The organism is Fibrobacter sp. (assembly GCA_024398965.1).
Classification (GTDB): domain Bacteria; phylum Fibrobacterota; class Fibrobacteria; order Fibrobacterales; family Fibrobacteraceae; genus Fibrobacter.
Genome location: JAKSIF010000021.1, coordinates 24,712 through 43,765, shown reverse-complemented (window position 1 = coordinate 43,765; position 19,054 = coordinate 24,712). Strand labels below are relative to the sequence as shown.

Sequence of the window (19,054 nt, the reverse complement as noted above, 5' to 3'; positions counted from 1 at the left end):
CACTACAGACACAATGGCGATAAAAGGTAAAAGCAGGAATCGAGGTTTCATCGGCATAAATGTAGTAATTATATTTGTCGGAAATCGCGGAGGTTTTGTTGTTACACGTGCCAGCGATAGGCGAGGTGGTAAACTGGTTTGGCTGGGGCAATGGCAGAGAAGCCGTTGCTGCGGTCAGCGGTATATTGGTCGTTGCCGTGTTGCTTGCACCTGTGATTGTAGGGCTTCTGCTAGATGGATTGCAGCGACTGCAAATAATCCTGGTGAGCCGTTTAAGCCCCAAGTTGGCTTATGGACTTGCAAACTTCGGGACTCTTCCCGGAGTGATTGTTCACGAACTTTCCCACGCGTTGCTTGCCGTTGTTACCGGAGCCAAGGTCGAAGAAATTGTCTTGATGGAAACCCACCAAGAAAGTTTGGGACATGTGGCCTATGTGGCAAGGGGCCCTTGGTTTCTGAAGGCGATTCAGCACACCCTTATTGCATGCGCTCCTACGGTGACCGGGCTCTGCCTTGTATATGTCCTGTTTCGCTATATGCTGGATAATCCCCATGCCCCCTGGGAATATGGGGTTCTCGGCTACCTCATTGTATGCCTTGTAAACCACAGTACCATGAGCAGCGCCGATTTGAAACTTTACGCCAAGGGTGTTTGGATCTTTGTTCTTCCCCTGTTTGCCGTGTTTTTCTTTAGCGCATAAAATTGTCGCCTGCCAGGCTACAAATTTATTATCGACATAACCTAAATTATTTCGTAATTGAAAACGGGAAATGATTACTGAATTGTCATTTTCTGTCGTATAGATGAGTCTATATTATGGTTACGTTAAGCCCAGGGGAGGTGTCGCATGGATCAGACGAACGAAAAGCACTATTACGAAAGCGGAGCTGTTAGCATGGAATGTCCGCTCAAGGACGGTAAACGCAACGGAACCGCTGTTTTCTACAATGAAGACGGGACTATGGATCGCCGTGTTTCCTACAAGAACGACCTGATGGACGGCCTGGAGGAAATCTACAGCAAGTTCGGAAAGACTGTACACAAGCGTGTCTATTCCAGGGGGCGCATTGTGGACGGCTGCTATTCAAAGCTGGATGATGAAGGCAACCTTTTCGCCACGGAATACTGGTCCGACGGTCGCTGCCGTGTCATTAGCTCCAGAGGAGTTCTCCTGGCGGAATTCGGGATGTTCAACGGCCATTACGATGGTCCGTTCCGCAAGTTTTTCTCCAACGGGAATCTTGAACTTGCATGCGATTATGTCAACGGTCTCCGTGAGGGTTTGTTCGTGTCTTATTACGAAAACGGAAAAATCCGTCAAAAGACTCCCTGCAAGCTTGGCATGCGCGACGGTGTGGAACACATGTACCACGAGAACGGCGCCGTCATGCTCATAACGCCCTATGTCAACGATAAAATCGAGGGCATTCGCCAGCGTTTCGATATCAACGGGACTATCGTCTACGAGTGCAATTTCAAAAACAACGAGAAGGACGGTGTCGAAAAGATCTATCACGACAACGGCAATCTCTATATCGAAAAGCAATGGTCCATGGGGGAGCCCGATGGTTTTGAAAAAGAGTACTACAAGAGTGGAGCCCTGAATTGGGATTCCTGGTTCAAGAATGGCCATAGGGAAGGGGAGCAGAGTGAATACTTCGAATCCGGGGTCCTGAAACGCCGCCGCTATTTTAAGGATGGAGCCATTCATGGTCCAGAACACACCTATGCCGAAGATGGCACGGTGCTCCTGGAATGTCATTACGAGAACGGAGCCTTGACCGGAGACGAAAAGGTATTCCGTCCCAATGGTCAGCTTTTGGTAATCCATCCTTATAGCCATGGTATTGTGGAGGATGGCGATGTTACGTTCTACAAGGATGATGGCTCGGAAGATTTTGTGGAACACTGGGAAAACGGTGTGTGCAAGGTCTATGGGGAAAATGGAAACCTGCAAAAGTCTTTCAGCTTGTTCAATGGTTGCCTGGCCGGGTTCTACAAGATGTATCACGAAAACGGCCTGCTTGCCATGGAGTGCTTCTACAAGCTTGGCGAGATGGATGGCGAATACAAGTGCTTTTACGAAGATGGCACTCTGAAGGAGGAATGCTCCTATGAGAACGGCCGCCTGGAGGGTGTTTACAAGCAATATTTCCCCAATGGGAATGTTGCCGCGGATTGCTACTACCGGAACGGCAATGTCTGGGGAAGAGCCAGGAAATTCTTCGAAAACGGAAACAGAAGGATTGTTGAAAGTTACAGAAATGGCCGTAGGGAAGGGGAGCACAGGACTTTCTTTGAGAGCGGAGCCTTGCAATATGAAGGCTTCTACAAGGATGACCGTCTAGATGGCATCGAACGATTCTATTATGAGTCTGGAACCATGCAGTGGGAGACTCCTTATCACGACGGATCCATTGAGGGTGTCCAAAGGCATTTTACCGAAGATGGAGTTCTGGATAAGGAAACTCCCTACGAGAACGATAAAAAACAGGGCTACGAAAAGGAATACTACGATGATGGCAAGTTGATGTGCACAACCATGTACATTGATGGTGACAACTGCGGTTCCCACTGCTATGAATATTTCGAAGGTGGTGAAATTTTCAGGGAAATCGACATGAACGGAATGCTCCCAAATGGTCAGGAAAAGGTTTTCTACAGCAATGGCAGGATTCAGTCTATTGTGGACTACAGGGACGGCATGCCAGTTGATGGCAAGTACACAGTCTATGACGAGGATGGAAATGTCTATGAGGAATTCGTCTACAAGAACAGCGTGGCCAGGGCGTTTTACGATGACGGTTCCTTGAAGCAGCTCAGCTATAACTATAGGGACAAGCCCAACGGACGATGCACTCAATTCTATGAGGATGGCTCTGAAAAACAAGTCATCTATTACTACGACGGCGAAATATGCGATTCCGAGGAGGATTTTCTTAACCAGACTTTCGAAGGCTTGGCCGAGGATGTTGTGAATTTCTATGAAGAAAAGGATGTTCCGCTGGAATCCCTGGATCTTCAGGAATTTTTTCGTGAATCCTATGAAGTAGTCATGGAATCTCCGGCGGCTGCCATAGAGTACGAGAATTATTCTGAACTGCAGCAGGCAGGGGAGGACGACATCCCCGAGGATCAGTTTGTCCGCGGCGTTGTCCGTGAATTTATCTTGCGTCTGCGCCTCCCCAACGACGGAGAGACTGAGAAGCAAATCGTCAAGGAACTTTCTTTCTATATTAAGGAACATGGAAACCGAAAATAAGATTGCGTTGATTATTGACTGCGATAACGCCAGTGCCGAGGCTATAGACGGCATTATGGAAGAACTTTCCAAGTACGGCGAGACAAGCATCCGTCGTGCTTACGGCAACTGGGAAACCAATAGCACTTGGAAGACGGTGCTTCATCCCTTTGCCATTATGCCCGTCCAGCAGTTCCCTTATACCAAGGGCAAGAACGCTACAGACCTGGCCATGACCATCGACGTCATGGATATGCTCTATACAGAAAGCATCGACGTATTCGCCATCGTCAGCAGCGATTCCGACTTCACGCCGTTGGCCATGAAGCTCCGTGCCAAGGGCAAGACTGTTATTGGCTTCGGCGAGGAAAAGACTCCGTCCGCATTCATTTACGCTTGCAATCTGTTCGTGTTCACCGACAAGTTCAAGGACATGGATTCCGTAGATGATCCTGCCGTGACCGTGGAACGCTACGACAAGAACAAGCTCCGCTGCGATACCCGCCTCATGAACGCCATCCGCAAGGCTATCATGGAGTGCCAGGACGATAACGGCTGGGCATCTGCCGCAACGGTCGCCCAGCGAGTCTCCAGGCAGATTACTCATTCACCCAAGAATTTCGGCTATGCAACATGGCCCAAGCTGATCCGCGCCACCGAATACTTTGAGGAAGGCAAGAACAGCAAGGAACAGCCTGTCTTTAAAATTAAGAAAAAGTAGCTCCCCTATTTGCTTACACCCGGTTTGTCCAGGGCGTTGCAAGGACCTGTCCACGCCGAAGAAGGAGCAGGCGTGCGGTATGGAGGCGGCCAAATCGAGCCAGAAAGAGGCTAGAAGAAGGTCAGCGGGAGATCCGAGAAAAACAAGCGGAACGTCCAGCCTCAATATTAAAATTGCCTAAAACGGAGCAAAAAACGGCAATTACAAGGCACTAGGTCTAATACACCCAGGAGAACTCTGCGGGATATCTGCGGGAATCTCTGGGAGGTCCTTGGAGAATCTGTTAGAATCTTTTAAGGCTCTGTCTGATCCTTCGAATCGTCCGTCTCGTTGGACAAGTTCTTCGCATGGTTGGACATGTGGCTTGCACGGAGACAACCCCTGCTCCTGAATACGTGTTGCCGATAATGCGGGTTATGTAAACTAAATATTCTCTTAAATTCTTTCCATATAAAAAAGAATCCCTCCGCGTCCGGTGGGATTCTCTTTTTAACTGAAAGATGCTATCGGTTATGTAGCAACTTGCCGGCATCCACCGGCGGGCACAATTTAGAATCCTTCAAACCTTGGAACATTCTCTATGGCTCACAAAGACAACAACTGTTTGCAAAATGATCCAGATTGACAACAGGTGTTTGCAAAATGCAAAAATGGCCTCAAATTCCTTCAAAAATCTCCGTGTAGCCCATAATTTTTCAAAATGAAACGATTTTCAGCCAAAATTCCTATATTTGGCCTTGGCACGTATTTTGCATAAAGATTGGACGAATTTTAATTGAATTGGGATGCATTCCCGTATTTACACAAGGAAATTGATAATGGCTGACGAAAATTTGCAGGAACCTACCGCCGAAGAACGCGCAAAGTTTGAACAGGACCTTGAAAATATCATGAAGCAGGCTGCTGAGGCTGAAAAGGCCCAGGCCGCTGGCGACAATTCTGCCCAGAACGCTTCTGGCGAATCTTCCCCTGCAGCCGACGCTGCTGAAGCTCCGGCCGAACCTGCCCCGGAATCCACCGAATCTGCCGAAGACGTGCTGAAGGCTGAACTGGCTGCCGCCAACGATCGCAACCTGCGTCTCATGGCTGAATTCGACAACTTCCGCCGTCGTAGCGCCCGCGAACAGCTTGAAATCATCGAAACCGCCAACGGCAAGCTCCTGGAAAAGCTTTCCGAAGTCCTGGACAATTTTGAACGTGCCTTTGCCTCCGAAAACAAGGCCAAGGACCTTGAAACCTTCGAAAAGGGCATGCAGATGATCCACGACCAGTTTGCCAAGGTCCTCACCGACGCTGGTCTTGAACAGCTGGATCCCACCGGTCAGGAATTCGACCCCAACTGCCACGAAGCCCTGATGCAGCAGCCCAGCGACACCGTTCCCGAAAATCACGTGGTAACCGTGTTCATGAAGGGCTACAAGCTCAAGAACAAGATTCTTAAGCCCGCAAAGGTTATCGTTTCTTCCGGCAAGTAGTTTTCGCGACTGATTTGCCACCGCGGCGGTCCTGATGTTTAGCGACTGATTTGCCACCGCGGTTCAAGCATTTCGCGAACATCACTCCCCTATTGAATTTTGGCCGTTTTATACGAAAGTATAAGGCGGCTTTTTTCGTACAAATCTGGATTCGTAAACAAAAAGTTATTGTAGAAGTTGCAAAGTTGTTTGCAAAAGCAGGGTTATTTTGCCCTGTTTTACAGGGTATCTTTATCTTCGGTGTATAACAATCAGGAGATTAAGATGTTTGGGAAACTCTTATCCGTAACTTCCCTATTGGCTTTGGCAGGTTCTGTCTTTGCACAGCAGCCGATAATCACAACCAACTACACGGCGGACCCGGCTCCCATGGTGCATGGGGACACGCTCTACCTTTACACGACCCACGACGAAGATAACGCCGAAGGGTTCGTGATGTACGATTGGCTGTTGCATACTTCCACGGACATGGTCAACTGGACTAGCCACGGGGCTGTGGCCTCCCTGAACGATATCAAGTGGAGTACCAAGACCAATGGCGCTTGGGCTGAGCAGGTTGTATTCCGCAATAACAAATGGTACATGTACGTCCCCATTCATGGTAACGGAATTTCTGTCCTGGTGGCAGATAATCCCTACGGCCCCTTCAAGGAACCTCTGAACAAGGCCTTGGTTTGGCAGCGGGAGCATTGGAATGACATCGACCCCACCGTATGGGTGGATGATGACGGCCAGGCCTACATGTACTGGGGCAATCCGGATTTGTACATGATCAAGCTTAACGAAGACATGATCAGCACTTCCGGCAATATCGTTACTCACCCCAAGGTCAAGGATTACCAGGAAGGCCCTTGGTTCTACAAGCACGACAGCCATTACTACATGGCTTTTGCATCCACCTGCTGTGCGGAAGGTATCGGTTACGCCATGAGCGACTCCCCCACAGGCCCCTGGACCTACAAGGGCGACATCATGCCTCATTCCTCCCGCAGTAACGGTAACCACCCGGGAATTGTGGATTACAAGGGGAAATCCTACGTTTTCGGACATCATTATCAACTTTGGCACCAGAAATCCGATAAAATGGGCCTGAAATTCCAGCATAAGGAACGTCGTTCTGTTGGCGTTGCCGAAATGAAGTATAATGCCGACGGAACTATCCAGAAGATTGACTGGTGGCCGGATAATGGCGTGGCCCAGCTGGAAGATTTCAATCCCTACAAGCGTGTAGAGGCTGAGACCATGTCCTGGGGCGAAGAAGTGAAGGTCCGTAAGAGCGGTGCCGCAGGCAATACGGTTATCACCAATCTTACCGATGGCAAGTACACCAAGATCAGCGGCGTGGAATTCGGCGACGCCGGCGCAGAATCCTTCTCCGCATCTGTCTTGACGGTAAAGAAGGCTTCCTCCGTTACCGTTCGCCTTGACAAGGTGGATGGCCCCGTAGTTGCAAAGGCTGAATTTACCAAGGATGGCCTGGTGACCGTTCCGGTTGACGGTGCCGTTGGCAAACACGACGTATTCTTTATGTTCTCTGGTGATTTTGAAGCCGACTACTGGGAATTTGAAGACAGCAAGACCGCTGTTCCCCAGGGCCCCTTCTGCGAAGCTATGCTGAAGGATCCCGAAGCCAAGTGCGAACTTCCGGTTATCGGTGCAACAGTGGAAGGCAAGAAAAACTTCATTGAATTTGAGAACTACGACGTAGGCGGCGCAGGCAAGGCCTACTACGACATGGATTCCAAGAACCAGGGTGGCGAATATCGCGAAGACCGCGTCGATATTGTTGCCGCAGGTACCGGATATGCCATTGGCTACACCCAGAAGGGCGAATGGCTGGAATATACCGTGAACGTGGAAGCTGGTGGTACCCTCCCCTACGAACTTTCCTATGCTACCGGCATGGAAAAAGCCGGCATACAGCTCTTTATGGATGGCGAGGCCATTACCGACGAACTGGAACTGAAGGGAACCGGCGATTTCGACAAATACGACACTTTCAAGGGCAAGACCTCCAAGGAACTGGCCAAGGGCGAGCATGTGCTGAAGGTCATGATGACCACCGACTACGTGAACCTGGACTGGATCGCCTTTGGTGCAAGCGACAAGCCTGCCGAAGAAATCCGTAACGAAACCTCCAATCCAGAAAAGAATGATGGTAATGAATCCTCTGATTCTACCACGGTGATTTCCATGGTTCCGGTCTTCGACGCAGGAATTTCTGGCGAATACAAGGTGTTTGACCTGATGGGCCATCAGTTGGGCAAGGTTCGCCTGGATGGAGCAACCTCATCCGCAGACCTCAGGGCAGGCCTCAAGAACGCCGGCTACCGTAACGGGGCCTACCTCATCCGAAATTCCGTAGGAAAGGCCGTTAGAATCAACTTCTAGATGAAAAAAAGATGCCCCGCCGTCATCAATAGGTTATGGATAAACTATCCATAATCTTATTTGTGCAGACAGGTCTTTTTTTCTCCATAGTGGGTATCTTTATTTCCGGTGTTTTATTAATCTGGAGATTAAGATGTTTGGTAGACTCTTAATGGTTTCTTCTGTATTGGCTTTGGCTGGTGCGGCCTTTGCCCAGCATCCCATTCTAACAACCAAATATACGGCGGATCCGGCTCCCTACGTGCATGGCGACACGGTCTATCTATATACGACCCACGACGACGATAACGCCGACGGCTTTATGATGTACGACTGGTTGCTATATACTTCTACGGATATGGTTAACTGGACCGACCGCGGTTCTGTAGCCTCCCTGGACGACTTTAAATGGTATAAGTCCAATAACGGTGCCTGGGCCGAACAGGTCATCGAACGTAACGGCAAATGGTACATGTACTGCCCCATTCATGGTCATGGCATTTCCGTCCTGGTTTCCGACAGCCCCTATGGACCTTTCAAGGATCCTTTGAACGGCCAGCTGGTTTGGCAGCGCGAACATTGGAACGATATCGACCCTACCGTCTGGATTGATGACGACGGCCAGGCCTATATGTACTGGGGCAACCCGGAACTGTACATGATCAAGCTGAAAGAGGACATGATCCATACCGAAGGTTCTATTGTTACCTATCCCAAGATCAAGGATTACCAGGAAGGTCCCTGGGTCTATAAGCATGGCGACTATTACTATATGTCCTTTGCATCCACTTGCTGCTCCGAGGGTATTGGCTATGCCATGAGCGACAAGATTACTGGCCCCTGGACTTACAAGGGCGACATTATGCCCCATTCTCCCAAGAGCCGCGGAAATCATCCGGGTATAATTGATTATAAGGGTAAATCTTACGTATTTGGCTTGAATTACCTGCTTTGGGCAGAATATCAGGCTAGCATCGGCCAGGCTTATCAGCATGCGGAACGTCGTTCTGTTTCTGTGGCCGAAATGAAGTATAACGCCGATGGCACCATCCAAAAAATCGACTTCTGGCCAGAAAACGGCATTGCCCAGGTGGAAGATTTCAATCCGTATCAGCGTGTAGAAGCTGGCACTATGTCCTGGAGCCAGGGCGTCAAGAGCCGTAATTACGGACAGGCCGGCAATGTGGTGCTGACTAGCATTGGAGACGGCGACTATACCAAGATTAGCGGCGTGGAATTCGGTGACGCCGGCGCAGAATCCTTCTCTGCTTCTGTGCTGAATGTAAAGAAGGCTTCCTCCATTACAGTTCGCCTTGACAAGGTGGATGGTCCCGTAGTTGCAAAGGCTGAATTTACCAAGGATGGCCTGGTGACCGTTCCGGTTGACGGTGCCGTTGGCAAGCACGACGTATTCTTCATGTTCTCTGGTGATTTCGAAGCCGACTACTGGGAATTTGAAGACAGCAAGACCGCTGTTCCTCAGGGCCCCTTCTGCGAGGCTTTGCTGAAGGATCCAGAAGCCAAGTGCGAACTGCCGGTTATCGGAGCCAAGGTTGAAGGCAAGAAGAACTTCATTGAATTTGAAAACTACGATGTGGGCGGCGCAGGTAAGGCCTATTACGACATGGATACCAAGAATCAGGGTGGCGAATACCGTGAAGACCGCGTTGACGTTGTTGCCGCAGGTACTGGTTATGCCATTGGCTACACTCAGAAGGGCGAATGGCTTGAATATACTGTGAATGTGGACGCCGCAGGTGCCCTCCCCTACGAACTTTCCTACGCTACCGGCATGGAAAAAGCTGGCATCCAGCTCTTTATGGATGGCGAGGCTATTACCGATGAACTGGAATTGAAGGGAACCGGCGATTTCGACAAATACGACACTTTCAAGGGTAAGACCACCAAGGAACTGGCCAAGGGTGAACACGTGCTCAGGGTTCTGATGACCACCGACTACGTGAACCTGGACTGGATCGCCTTTGGGGCAAGCGACAAGTCTGCCGAAGAAATTCGTAACGAATCTTCCGAAACTCCAGAAGACTATGCGGAGACGGCTATAAAGTCCAATTTTGCAGGTTTCTTCGTAAAAGCTGCAGACGAATACAAGGTCTTTGACCTGACGGGCCATCAGCTGGGCAAGGTTCGCCTGGATGGTGCAACCTCCTCCGCAGACCTCAAGGCCGGACTCAAGACCGCCGGCTTCGGGAGCGGCGTCTACGTCGTCCGCAACCCCGCCGGAAAGACCCTGAAACTGCAAGTCGGGGAATAAGCTTGCGCGAATCTTAAACCGCGCGGAACTTCCCCTCATTTAAAACCCCGACCTCTCGTAAAGAAGGCCGGGGTTTTTATTATATTCAAATGGAAGTCCCCAAAAAGAGGATATCATGGCTAAACTGAAGGAATATTGCGGAAAGAACCTGTATGAAGTAGAGGGCGTTTTATCTCGCCGCGAGTGGATGGCCCTGCTGGCGATACTTTTCGCGTCCTAGTTTTTTTTGTATATTAAAACTTGACAAGCACTGGTAGCGGAATTCCGTCTACAAGCCACGTTCGACTAGAAAAGCCGACTTTTGTTATATCCCCAGAGTACTCTGGGAGTTTTATATCAAAAGCCGGCTTTTTTTTGTTTGTTAATGTTAAACCCTATTGACGAATAATCAAAAATCGATTATATTCTAATATGTACAATGTAACCATAACCAAAAAGGCGGATCGTTCGGCGAAAACAATGCCTAGAGCGGTGCAGAACAAGCTGAAGGCTCTACTGCAGTCGCTAAAGGTCTCTGGACCTATACAACCACTTTTCTGGCATTACTCAAAACTTGGCGATAACAGGTATCATTGTCACATCGCCCTGAATTGGGTTGCTTGCTGGACATGCGAAAATGGGTCGATAAATATTGAGGTATACTATGTTGGCAGTCGTGAAAAAGCCCCGTATTGAAATTCGTGCGAAGCACATCCCTGCTCCGCTTGTCAGGTTCTTGAAGGATACCTACAAGCCCGAAAATGTGGCGGTCTGCAAAAATGAGGATTCGATTCCCTTCGAGGAATCCGACTGGTTCAAGAATCTGGATTCCACTCCCGGCGAAATGATTGTCGCGAACCGCGATTTGCGCAACTGGTCGCAGGTCACCCTTGCGGAAAAACTCGGAATTCAGGTCCAGAACCTCTGCGCCATGGAAAACGGACGTAGGGCGGTATCCCGCAAGATGGCGGTAAAGCTTGGCGAAATCTTCGGAACGGATCCCGCAGCATTCTTTGACTTTAGCAAGTAAAGGGGGACGCCTCCCCCACGGAGGATTTTTGCTATGAGATCATCAATCCCTTGATGAATTTTTCGGCATCAGCTCTTGCGCATGTCGTCTAAGCCCTTTTGCATCTTGGCGTAAAAGACTTCATCCGATTCCTCGAGAGCGGACATACGTTCCTGCTTGTCGTATGCCATGAAAACTCCATAGACAATTGTCTGCGAGTAAATATAATTCAATTGCTATGTCAGATTATGACAAAATCGGGCGTTTTCAGTGTGTTTGGTCACGGGGTGGTTGTTTTTGGGGGCGGGGTTTTGGTTATATTTAGGGGCGAGGTTATTTATGCTGAAGAAGTTTGTTCTGGGGAGTATGGTTGTGGTGGCGGCGTTGCTTGGCAATGCTTGCGGGGACGATGCATCGAGCGATTCCCCGGCGGGGCCTGCGGATGGCGAGGTTACCCTCTCCTCCTCCAGCGACGACGTGATTCCTGGCAACAGTTCATCATCAAGTGTCACTGAGAGTCCTTCGACTAGTTCAGGACAGGCTCCGCAGTCAGCGGAGCCGAACGAGTCTTCGTCGAGCGAGAAGGCGATCGGCGGCAGTTCCTCCAGCGACGGAAAATCCTCGTCTAGTTCCGGAAAAGTTGAGTCCAGCAGTAGCGGTAAGAGCGAAAAGTCGTCATCGAGCGAGGGGGCGGCTGGCAGCAGTTCTTCGGATGTTGTCGCAGAGTCGTCTTCGTCGGAAAAGAGTTCTTCTAGCGTGGCAGAATCCTCTTCGTCGGTTGAAAGTTCGTCTAGCGAGGAGCCGTCTTCGTCATCTGTAGTGGAGTCATCGAGCGGCAAGGCTGGGTCGTCCAGTTCTGCGGAGTCCTCAAGCGGCATAATAGAATCCTCCAGTTCAATTATGGCAAAAAAATGCAAAACAGCAAAGGAAGACACCTGTGAATATGGTTCATTGTTTGATGAGCGTAATGGAAAAACATACAAAACTGTGAAAATAGGTAATCAGGAATGGATGGCTGAAAATCTGGATTTTGAATGCGATAGTTTGGCTTATTTAAATAGAAGTGTTTGCCATCATGATCCGGACACTTGTAAAAAATATGGAAGATTATATTTTTGGGGTGCAGCACTGGATTCTCTAACAACGGGCTGCGGATATGGGGTTACCTGTTCACCAAGTTCTCCAATTCAAGGCATTTGCCCAGAAAAATGGCACATCCCTACTCGTACCGAAATCGAAATCTTATTAAAAAACACCGGAGAAAATAAGAATCTGATGTCTTCTAAAAATTGGCAAAGTGGGTGCAATGGGACCGATGCATATGGTTTTTCTGCATTGCCATCAGGATATTATTCGGCCTCTGGCAGAGAATTTAATCTTTTGCATGTAGCAGCCGATATAATGTTAAGTGATGAATACAGTAAATCTAAATATTCTGTTCTTGAAATTAAAGGACCTGCATCATTAACTGGATGTGAACGAAAAGCGCAAATAATAAACGGAAACGACAAGACTGAAGCAGTTTCTGTTCGCTGCATAAAGGATTAAGAAAATAAAAAAGGTTGTTATGACGGCGGAAGTTCTTATAATGAATAAAAATGGCGTTGCCATGGCTGCAGATAGCGCTGCAACATTGACAAATTCTCTTGGTCGAGGGAAAGTTTATAATTCTGCAAATAAACTTTTTAGATTATCCAAAACATCGTCAATAGGCATCCTTGTTTATGCAAATTCATCAATAAACAACATTCCATGGGAACTGATTATAAAAAAATTTCGTTCAAGGACGAATAAAACTAGATGGATTTCTTTGCGAGAATGCACGAATTCTTTTATTCAGCATTTAAACCTAAACGAGATTGTAAAGATTCTCTAAATATGCAAGGAATATGTCCAAATGGATGGCGAATACCCACATTTACTGAATGGAAAAATGTCGCAAATAAATGGTCTTCAAACAAGATTGGACTCTCCCCCAGCATTATTTTTATGAGGAGCCGGGGCGTTGCGGGGCGGCGAGCGCCCGCAGAGGGGGTGACGGAAGACTTGCCCCTGTCAAACGACCGTATGAAATGTATGGATCCCGTCGCTACGCTCCAGGATGACGTAAAAGGAAACGCTCTTGAGTGACGCAAGAGGGGCAAGGCTGAAGGCAGGGGGGTGCCTCCCCCACCCCTTTTACAGGGTGTTTTAATATGAAACGCGCCTTTTTTCCCCCGATTTAGGGCTTTTTCTTGTTTCAGAACGAAACAAAATGGCCGTTTTTTGCCAGTTATTAGCATTTGGCACGGGTTTTGCTTATGTATGGGCGTAAAAATCGCCCCGTTCAGATTGATTCGCGGGCGGCAAGAATTAAAAAATAGGAGACTCAAAAATGAGCAAGATTATCGGTATCGACCTTGGTACAACCAACAGCTGCGTTTCCGTTATGGAAGGTGGCAAGCCCGTAGTGATCGCAAACGCAGAAGGTTTCCGCACTACTCCGTCTATCGTCGCATTCGGCAAGACCGGCGAACGTCTGGTGGGCCATGTTGCAAAGCGTCAGGCAATTACCAACCCCGAAAAGACCATTTACTCCATTAAGCGCTTCATGGGCCGCTCCGCTGGCGAATGCTCCGCTGTGGAAAAGAACATGCCGTACAAGCTCGTTGGTACCGGTTCCGATCCGATCCGCGTGCAGATTGACGACAAGCAGTTCGCTCCTCCTGAAATTTCCGCTGCAGTTCTTCAGACCATGAAGAAGATTGCAGAAGACTACCTGGGCGAAACCGTTTCCCAGGCTGTGATTACCGTTCCGGCATACTTCAACGACGCTCAGCGTCAGGCTACCAAGGACGCTGGTAAGATCGCTGGCCTTGAAGTTCTCCGTATCGTGAACGAACCGACCGCTGCTGCACTCGCCTACGGCCTTGACTCCAAGAAGAGCGAAAAGGTTGCCGTTTATGACCTGGGTGGTGGTACCTTCGATATCTCCATCCTGGAAATCGACGACGGTATGTTCTCCGTGAAGTCCACCAACGGCGACACCATGCTGGGCGGTGACAACTTCGACGAAGTCATCATCGACTGGATCAACGACGAATTCAAGAAGGAAAATCCCTCCATCGACCTGAAGAAGGACAAGATGGCTCTCCAGCGTTTGAAGGACGCTGCTGAAAAGGCAAAGATTGACCTTTCTGCTACCACTTCTACCAACATCAACCTCCCCTTCATCACCGCTGACGCAACTGGCCCGAAGCACTTGGACCTGACCCTCAGCCGTGCAAAGTTCGACCAGCTGACCGCTCACCTGGTGGAACGTTCCATGGAACCCTGCCGCAAGGCTCTCGCAGACTCTGGCCTGTCCCTGTCTGAAATCGATGAAGTGATCCTGGTTGGTGGTTCTACCCGTATTCCGGCCGTTCAGGAAGCTGTTAAGAAGTACTTCGGTAAGGAACCCAACAAGACTGTGAACCCCGACGAAGTTGTGGCAATCGGTGCTGCAGTTCAGGGCGCAGTTCTTAGCGGCGACTCCGCTGTGAAGGACGTTTTGCTCCTCGACGTGACCCCGCTTTCTCTGGGTATCGAAACTCTCGGTGGCGTCATGACCAAGCTCATCGACCGTAACACCACCATCCCCACCAAGAAGAGCCAGGTGTTCTCTACCGCCGAAGACAACCAGCCGGCAGTGACCATCCATGTTCTCCAGGGTGAACGTGAATTTGCTCGCGACAACCGTACCCTCGGTAAGTTCGACCTCACCGACCTTCCGAAGAAGCCCCGCGGCGTTCCTCAGATCGAAGTGACCTTCGACATCGACGCCAACGGTATCGTACACGTTTCCGCTAAGGATAAGGAAACCGGTAAGGAACAGTCCATCAAGATTACTTCCTCCAGTGGCCTCTCCGAAGACGAAATCAACAAGATGGTTAAGGATGCCGAAGCCAACGCTGCCAAGGATAAGGAACAGCGCGAACTGGTGGACATCAAGAACCAGGCCGAACAGATGGCATACCAGGCTGAAGGCCAGATCAAGGAATTCGGCGACAAGCTGCCTGCCGACACTAAGGCTCAGCTGGAAGCTGCTATCCAGGAAATCAAGGACAAGAAGGATAACGGTACCAAGGAAGAAATCAAGGCCGCTATGGACAAGCTCCAGGGCATGATCTCCTCCATGGCTCAGGCTGCCGGTGCAAACCAGGCTCAGCCGGGTCCTCAGCCGGGCGCTTCTGAACAGCCCAAGTCCGAAAAGAAGGGCGACGGTCCGGAAGTTGTCGACGCTGAAGTCGTTGACTAATGATTAACGCGGTTGGCGGCCGGTGGTTCCGCTAGCGAACGCTGGTGCAAACCTCCCCCGCTACCAAAAGCATTTAGGATTCGCCCGTTTTTCGGGCAATCCTTTTTGCATAAAACAGGCTTCGGCTCGGCCATGCCAGAAAATGAATTTTCTGTCGCGGCACTTGCCTTGCTTGTTTTTGCATATTTGAATACGTCGCAAAATCGATTTTGAATGTCTTGCGAATAAAAAATTTTAATTCGTAATTCATAATTAGTAATTGCCCGGGAGGGCAAACATGGCAGATAAAAGAGATTATTACGAAGTTCTAGGCGTCGGTAAGGACGCAAGTGCTGACGAAATCAAGCACGCTTATAAGAAGCTTGCCATCAAGTATCATCCGGACAAGAACCCGGGTGACAAGGAAGCGGAAGAAAAGTTCAAGGAAGCTGCAGAAGCTTACGACGTGCTGTCCAATCCTGAAAAGCGCAAGAACTACGACCAGTTTGGCTTTAACGCACCTGGTGGCGGTTTCGGCGGTGGCGGATTTGGCGGCGGTGGTTTCGGAAGCTTCGAAGACATCTTCAGCCAGTTTGGTGACATCTTTGGCGGTGGCTTTGGTTTTGGCGGCGGCGGTCGCGGCCGTAGCCGTAAGGCAGGCCCTCCCCGCGGAAACGATTTGCAGATCAAGGTGGCCCTGAGCTACAAGGAAATCTTCGAAGGCTGCACCAAGAAGGTTCGCCTGAAGCGCTATACACCCTGTACCGAATGTAACGGCAAGGGCGGCGAGAACGTTACCGAATGTAGCACTTGCCATGGCACCGGTCGAGTACGCCGCGCAACAGGCGGTTTCTTCCAGATGATTTCTGAAAGCGCCTGCCCCACTTGTAACGGCATGGGCGAAACTATCGCAAAGCCCTGCTCCAACTGCCGTGGCGAAGGCCGCGTACAGGAAACGGAAGAAATCTCCATCAAGATTCCGGCTGGCGTTTCCGATGGCCAGTACCTGAACCTCCGTGGCGAAGGCAACTGCGGCCCTCGTGGCGGTGCCAGCGGCGACCTGCTTGCCGTTGTGACCGAAAAGCCCGACGACTTCTACACCCGCGAAGGCGACGACCTGCACTGCGAAGTGAAGGTTCCCGTACATCGCCTGGTTCTTGGCGGCACCCAGCGCATTCCTACCCTGGAAGGCGATGAAGTGCAGATCAAGATTGCGGCCGGCACCCAAGCTGGCAGCATCCTGCGCCTCCGTGAACAGGGCCTGTACCCGCTGCATAAGCGTGGCGACCGTGGTAGCCTTTACGTCGAAATCGGCGTAGATATCCCGAAGGACTTGTCCAAGGAAGAAAAGGAACTCTACCAGAAGCTGGCCGAACTCCGTAAGGACAAGGAAACTGCCCAGGAAGAATCCTTCCTTGAGAAGATGAAGAACCTGTTTAAGTGACACCTTTAGGTGTCATCCTGAGCGTAGTTGCGAAGCAACGAAGTCGAAGGATCCAGTCCAGCATGTCATTGCGAGCCCGCGAGGGCGTGGCAATCCAAGCTGTAAGAAAAAATTCCCCGAGGTTTAATGCCCCGGGGCTTTTTTATTACTCTTTATGGACAAATTGTCCTTTATTAGCAAATCCTTTCTCCCCTACTGCCTAAAAGAAAATGGTATATTCAATACCAAAGGGATTGGATATGAAAAAGGGAATAGGATTTTTCAATAAATTGGGTATTTTGAAGGCTTCCACAGTTATTGGGGCTGTAGGAATTTGCGCAGGAGCTTCCTTTGCCGCCGGGCTTTCGGATTGTGCCGCAAAGTTGACGCTAAACGCACACTTGAACAACCTGTATAAGGATTTGACCTTGCCCACCACAGGTGCAGGCATTTCTGGTTGCGAAAACGTACGCATTTACTGGACCTCCAGCGATACCACCTTCCTAAAGAACGATGGAACCATCGCTGCTCGCCTCATCGACAAAAGTAAGACTGTCCAGCTGTCCGCCAACGTAACCGACGGCACCCAGATTGAAACGAAAAAGTTCGACGTTTCCATTCATGGTTACGAGCCCTATTCCAACTATCTTTTCATCTATTTCCCGGCAAACAACAACGAGAACATTTACTACGCCATCAGTAACGACGGCTACAACTTTACGGCCATGAACGGCGGTAACCGCGTGCTGGCTGCGGATTCCGTGAGCCTTAAGAAGGGGCTTCGCGACCCCCACATTTTGCGTGCGCCCGACGGATATTTCTACATGGTCCATACAGACATGAAGAGCGCCGAGGGCTGGGCAAGTAACCGCGGCATGGTGCTGATGCGCTCCAAGGATCTGGTGAACTGGTCCCATAGCACGGTTCATTTCCCGGATAAGTACAAGGGAACGAACTTTGCCAACGTGACCCGCGTGTGGGCTCCCGAAACCATCTGGGACAAGGATTACGAAAACGCCGACGGCTCCTTGGGCCGTCTGATGATCTATTTCTCGCTGCTGACCAACGACGGTACCATTCCCTACGACAAGGTGTACTACCTGTACGCCAACGACGACTTTACCGATGTGATTGGCAAGCCCACCTACTTCTTTGACCGCGGTTCTGCCACCATCGACATGGACATCGTCTATAACGAAAACGACAGCCTTTACCACGCCTTCTTCAAGAACGAAGGCGAAGGCGGCATCTGCAAGACTACCGCCAAAAAGTTGACGGCTCCCGCCGGCAAGGAAGGTTCCCAGTGGAGCAAGCCCAGCGGAACCCTGCAGCAGACCAAGGAAGCGGTGGAAGGCGCAGGCGTGTTCAAGCTTATCAATCAGGATTCCTGGATTCTGATGTACGACTGCTACATGAATGGCCATTACCAGTTTACCAGCAGCCCGGACCTGACCAACTTTACCTTTGTGCAGGATACCAAGATGGCGGGGGCGTTTACTCCTCGCCACGGCACCGTGCTGCCCATTACCGCCGAAGAAACTGCTCGCCTCATGAAGGCCTTCCCCACTGCGGATTTCGAGCCCAAGGTGATTCCCATTCCCGACACGTTGAAGGTACTGGCTTCCGGCGAGCCTGTTGTAGGCCCTTGCTCTGGCACAAAGATTGTTCCCTACGTTAAGGCGGGCGAAGGCGGCTGGAGCGAATCTACGGATCTGCTGGTGGAACCCGGCAGCGACCTGCTGTTTGGCCCCCACCCCTGGGACGGAAAAATCTGGAAATGGAGCGGCCCGGCGGACTTTGGCGCTACCACCCGCGAAGTGACCCTGAAGAATTTGCAATGGCAGAACAGCGGTATTTACACCGTGGAATACACCAACGAATCCGGCTGCAAGACCTACGAAAAATTCAAGGTGGTGGTGAACGATCCGGAACACCCCTACGTGGAACCGGTGGTCTGCAAGGATGACGAAGTTCTGGATGAATCAGGCAAGTGCGTACAAAAGTTCCCTGAACAAGATACTCTTGTTTGCTTAAATACTCCTGAAGATCCGGGTAACTGTTTGGCACAACTTGACACAATTCCCAAAGCGATTGGCGGTATTCCGATCAATGTTCATTTTGCTGCAGTTCCGGTGCGAGTCCAGTACTTTAGCATGACTGGCGTTCTGCTGTCGGGCAAGCCGGAGCAAGCAGGCGTCTACCTGCGAAGAGAATACATGAATAACGGCCTGGTGAAAGTCACCAAGTTCAAGGTTCAGTAATCTTGATTTTAAATACTTCAAAACAGCTCGCAGATAAGGTCTGCGGG

12 protein-coding genes are annotated in these 19,054 nt (G+C 50.1%); 11 read left to right on the top strand and 1 reads right to left on the bottom strand.

Going from position 1 to position 19,054, the window contains the following annotated elements; genetic code table 11:
- Positions 1-125 precede the first annotated feature (125 nt).
- From MJZ26_09655 to MJZ26_09625, 7 genes are all read left to right on the top strand, one after another.
- The gene (locus tag MJZ26_09655; protein MCQ2106045.1) at positions 126-701 is read left to right on the top strand and encodes a hypothetical protein; all 576 of its coding nucleotides are present in this window, start codon (positions 126-128) and stop codon (positions 699-701) included.
- Between the two features lie 147 nt (positions 702-848).
- Positions 849-3,263, top strand: coding sequence for a hypothetical protein (locus tag MJZ26_09650; protein ID MCQ2106044.1), 2,415 nt, complete (start codon positions 849-851; stop codon positions 3,261-3,263).
- Positions 3,247-3,963 carry an NYN domain-containing protein gene (locus MJZ26_09645; protein MCQ2106043.1) on the top strand — a complete coding sequence of 239 codons (717 nt, stop codon included), beginning with the start codon at positions 3,247-3,249 and terminating at the stop codon, positions 3,961-3,963. The genes MJZ26_09650 and MJZ26_09645 overlap by 17 nt, the downstream gene beginning before the upstream one ends.
- A gap of 818 nt (positions 3,964-4,781) precedes the next feature.
- Entirely contained in the window at positions 4,782-5,438 is a 657-nt protein-coding gene (gene grpE / locus MJZ26_09640) for a nucleotide exchange factor GrpE (GenBank protein MCQ2106042.1), read from the top strand.
- Positions 5,439-5,702: 264 nt separating this feature from the next.
- Entirely contained in the window at positions 5,703-7,829 is a 2,127-nt protein-coding gene (locus MJZ26_09635) for a family 43 glycosylhydrolase (GenBank protein MCQ2106041.1), read from the top strand.
- Positions 7,830-7,980: 151 nt separating this feature from the next.
- On the top strand, positions 7,981-10,080 hold the full coding sequence (locus MJZ26_09630) for a family 43 glycosylhydrolase (GenBank protein ID MCQ2106040.1): 2,100 nt from the start codon (positions 7,981-7,983) through the stop codon (positions 10,078-10,080).
- A gap of 643 nt (positions 10,081-10,723) precedes the next feature.
- Positions 10,724-11,089 (top strand): helix-turn-helix domain-containing protein, encoded by a 366-nt coding sequence (locus tag MJZ26_09625; protein MCQ2106039.1) that lies wholly within the window; start codon positions 10,724-10,726, stop codon positions 11,087-11,089.
- Positions 11,090-11,304: 215 nt separating this feature from the next.
- On the opposite strand, the gene MJZ26_09620 is transcribed toward MJZ26_09625, so the two are convergent.
- Complete coding sequence (locus MJZ26_09620) at positions 11,305-11,946, bottom strand: hypothetical protein (protein ID MCQ2106038.1); 642 nt, start codon at positions 11,944-11,946, stop codon at positions 11,305-11,307.
- 22 nt (positions 11,947-11,968) lie between these two features.
- On the opposite strand from MJZ26_09620, the gene MJZ26_09615 reads away from it, so the two are divergent.
- The 4 genes from MJZ26_09615 (at position 11,969) to MJZ26_09600 (ending at position 19,007) form a co-directional block, all read left to right on the top strand.
- Positions 11,969-12,616, top strand: a complete 648-nt coding sequence (locus tag MJZ26_09615) for a hypothetical protein (GenBank protein MCQ2106037.1) — start codon at positions 11,969-11,971, stop codon at positions 12,614-12,616.
- A gap of 826 nt (positions 12,617-13,442) precedes the next feature.
- Positions 13,443-15,344, top strand: a complete 1,902-nt coding sequence (gene dnaK, locus MJZ26_09610) for a molecular chaperone DnaK (GenBank protein ID MCQ2106036.1) — start codon at positions 13,443-13,445, stop codon at positions 15,342-15,344.
- 277 nt (positions 15,345-15,621) lie between these two features.
- Positions 15,622-16,767, top strand: coding sequence for a molecular chaperone DnaJ (gene dnaJ, locus MJZ26_09605; GenBank protein MCQ2106035.1), 1,146 nt, complete (start codon positions 15,622-15,624; stop codon positions 16,765-16,767).
- A gap of 239 nt (positions 16,768-17,006) precedes the next feature.
- Positions 17,007-19,007, top strand: coding sequence for a glycoside hydrolase family 43 protein (locus MJZ26_09600; protein MCQ2106034.1), 2,001 nt, complete (start codon positions 17,007-17,009; stop codon positions 19,005-19,007).
- The last annotated feature ends 47 nt before the right edge of the window (positions 19,008-19,054 follow it).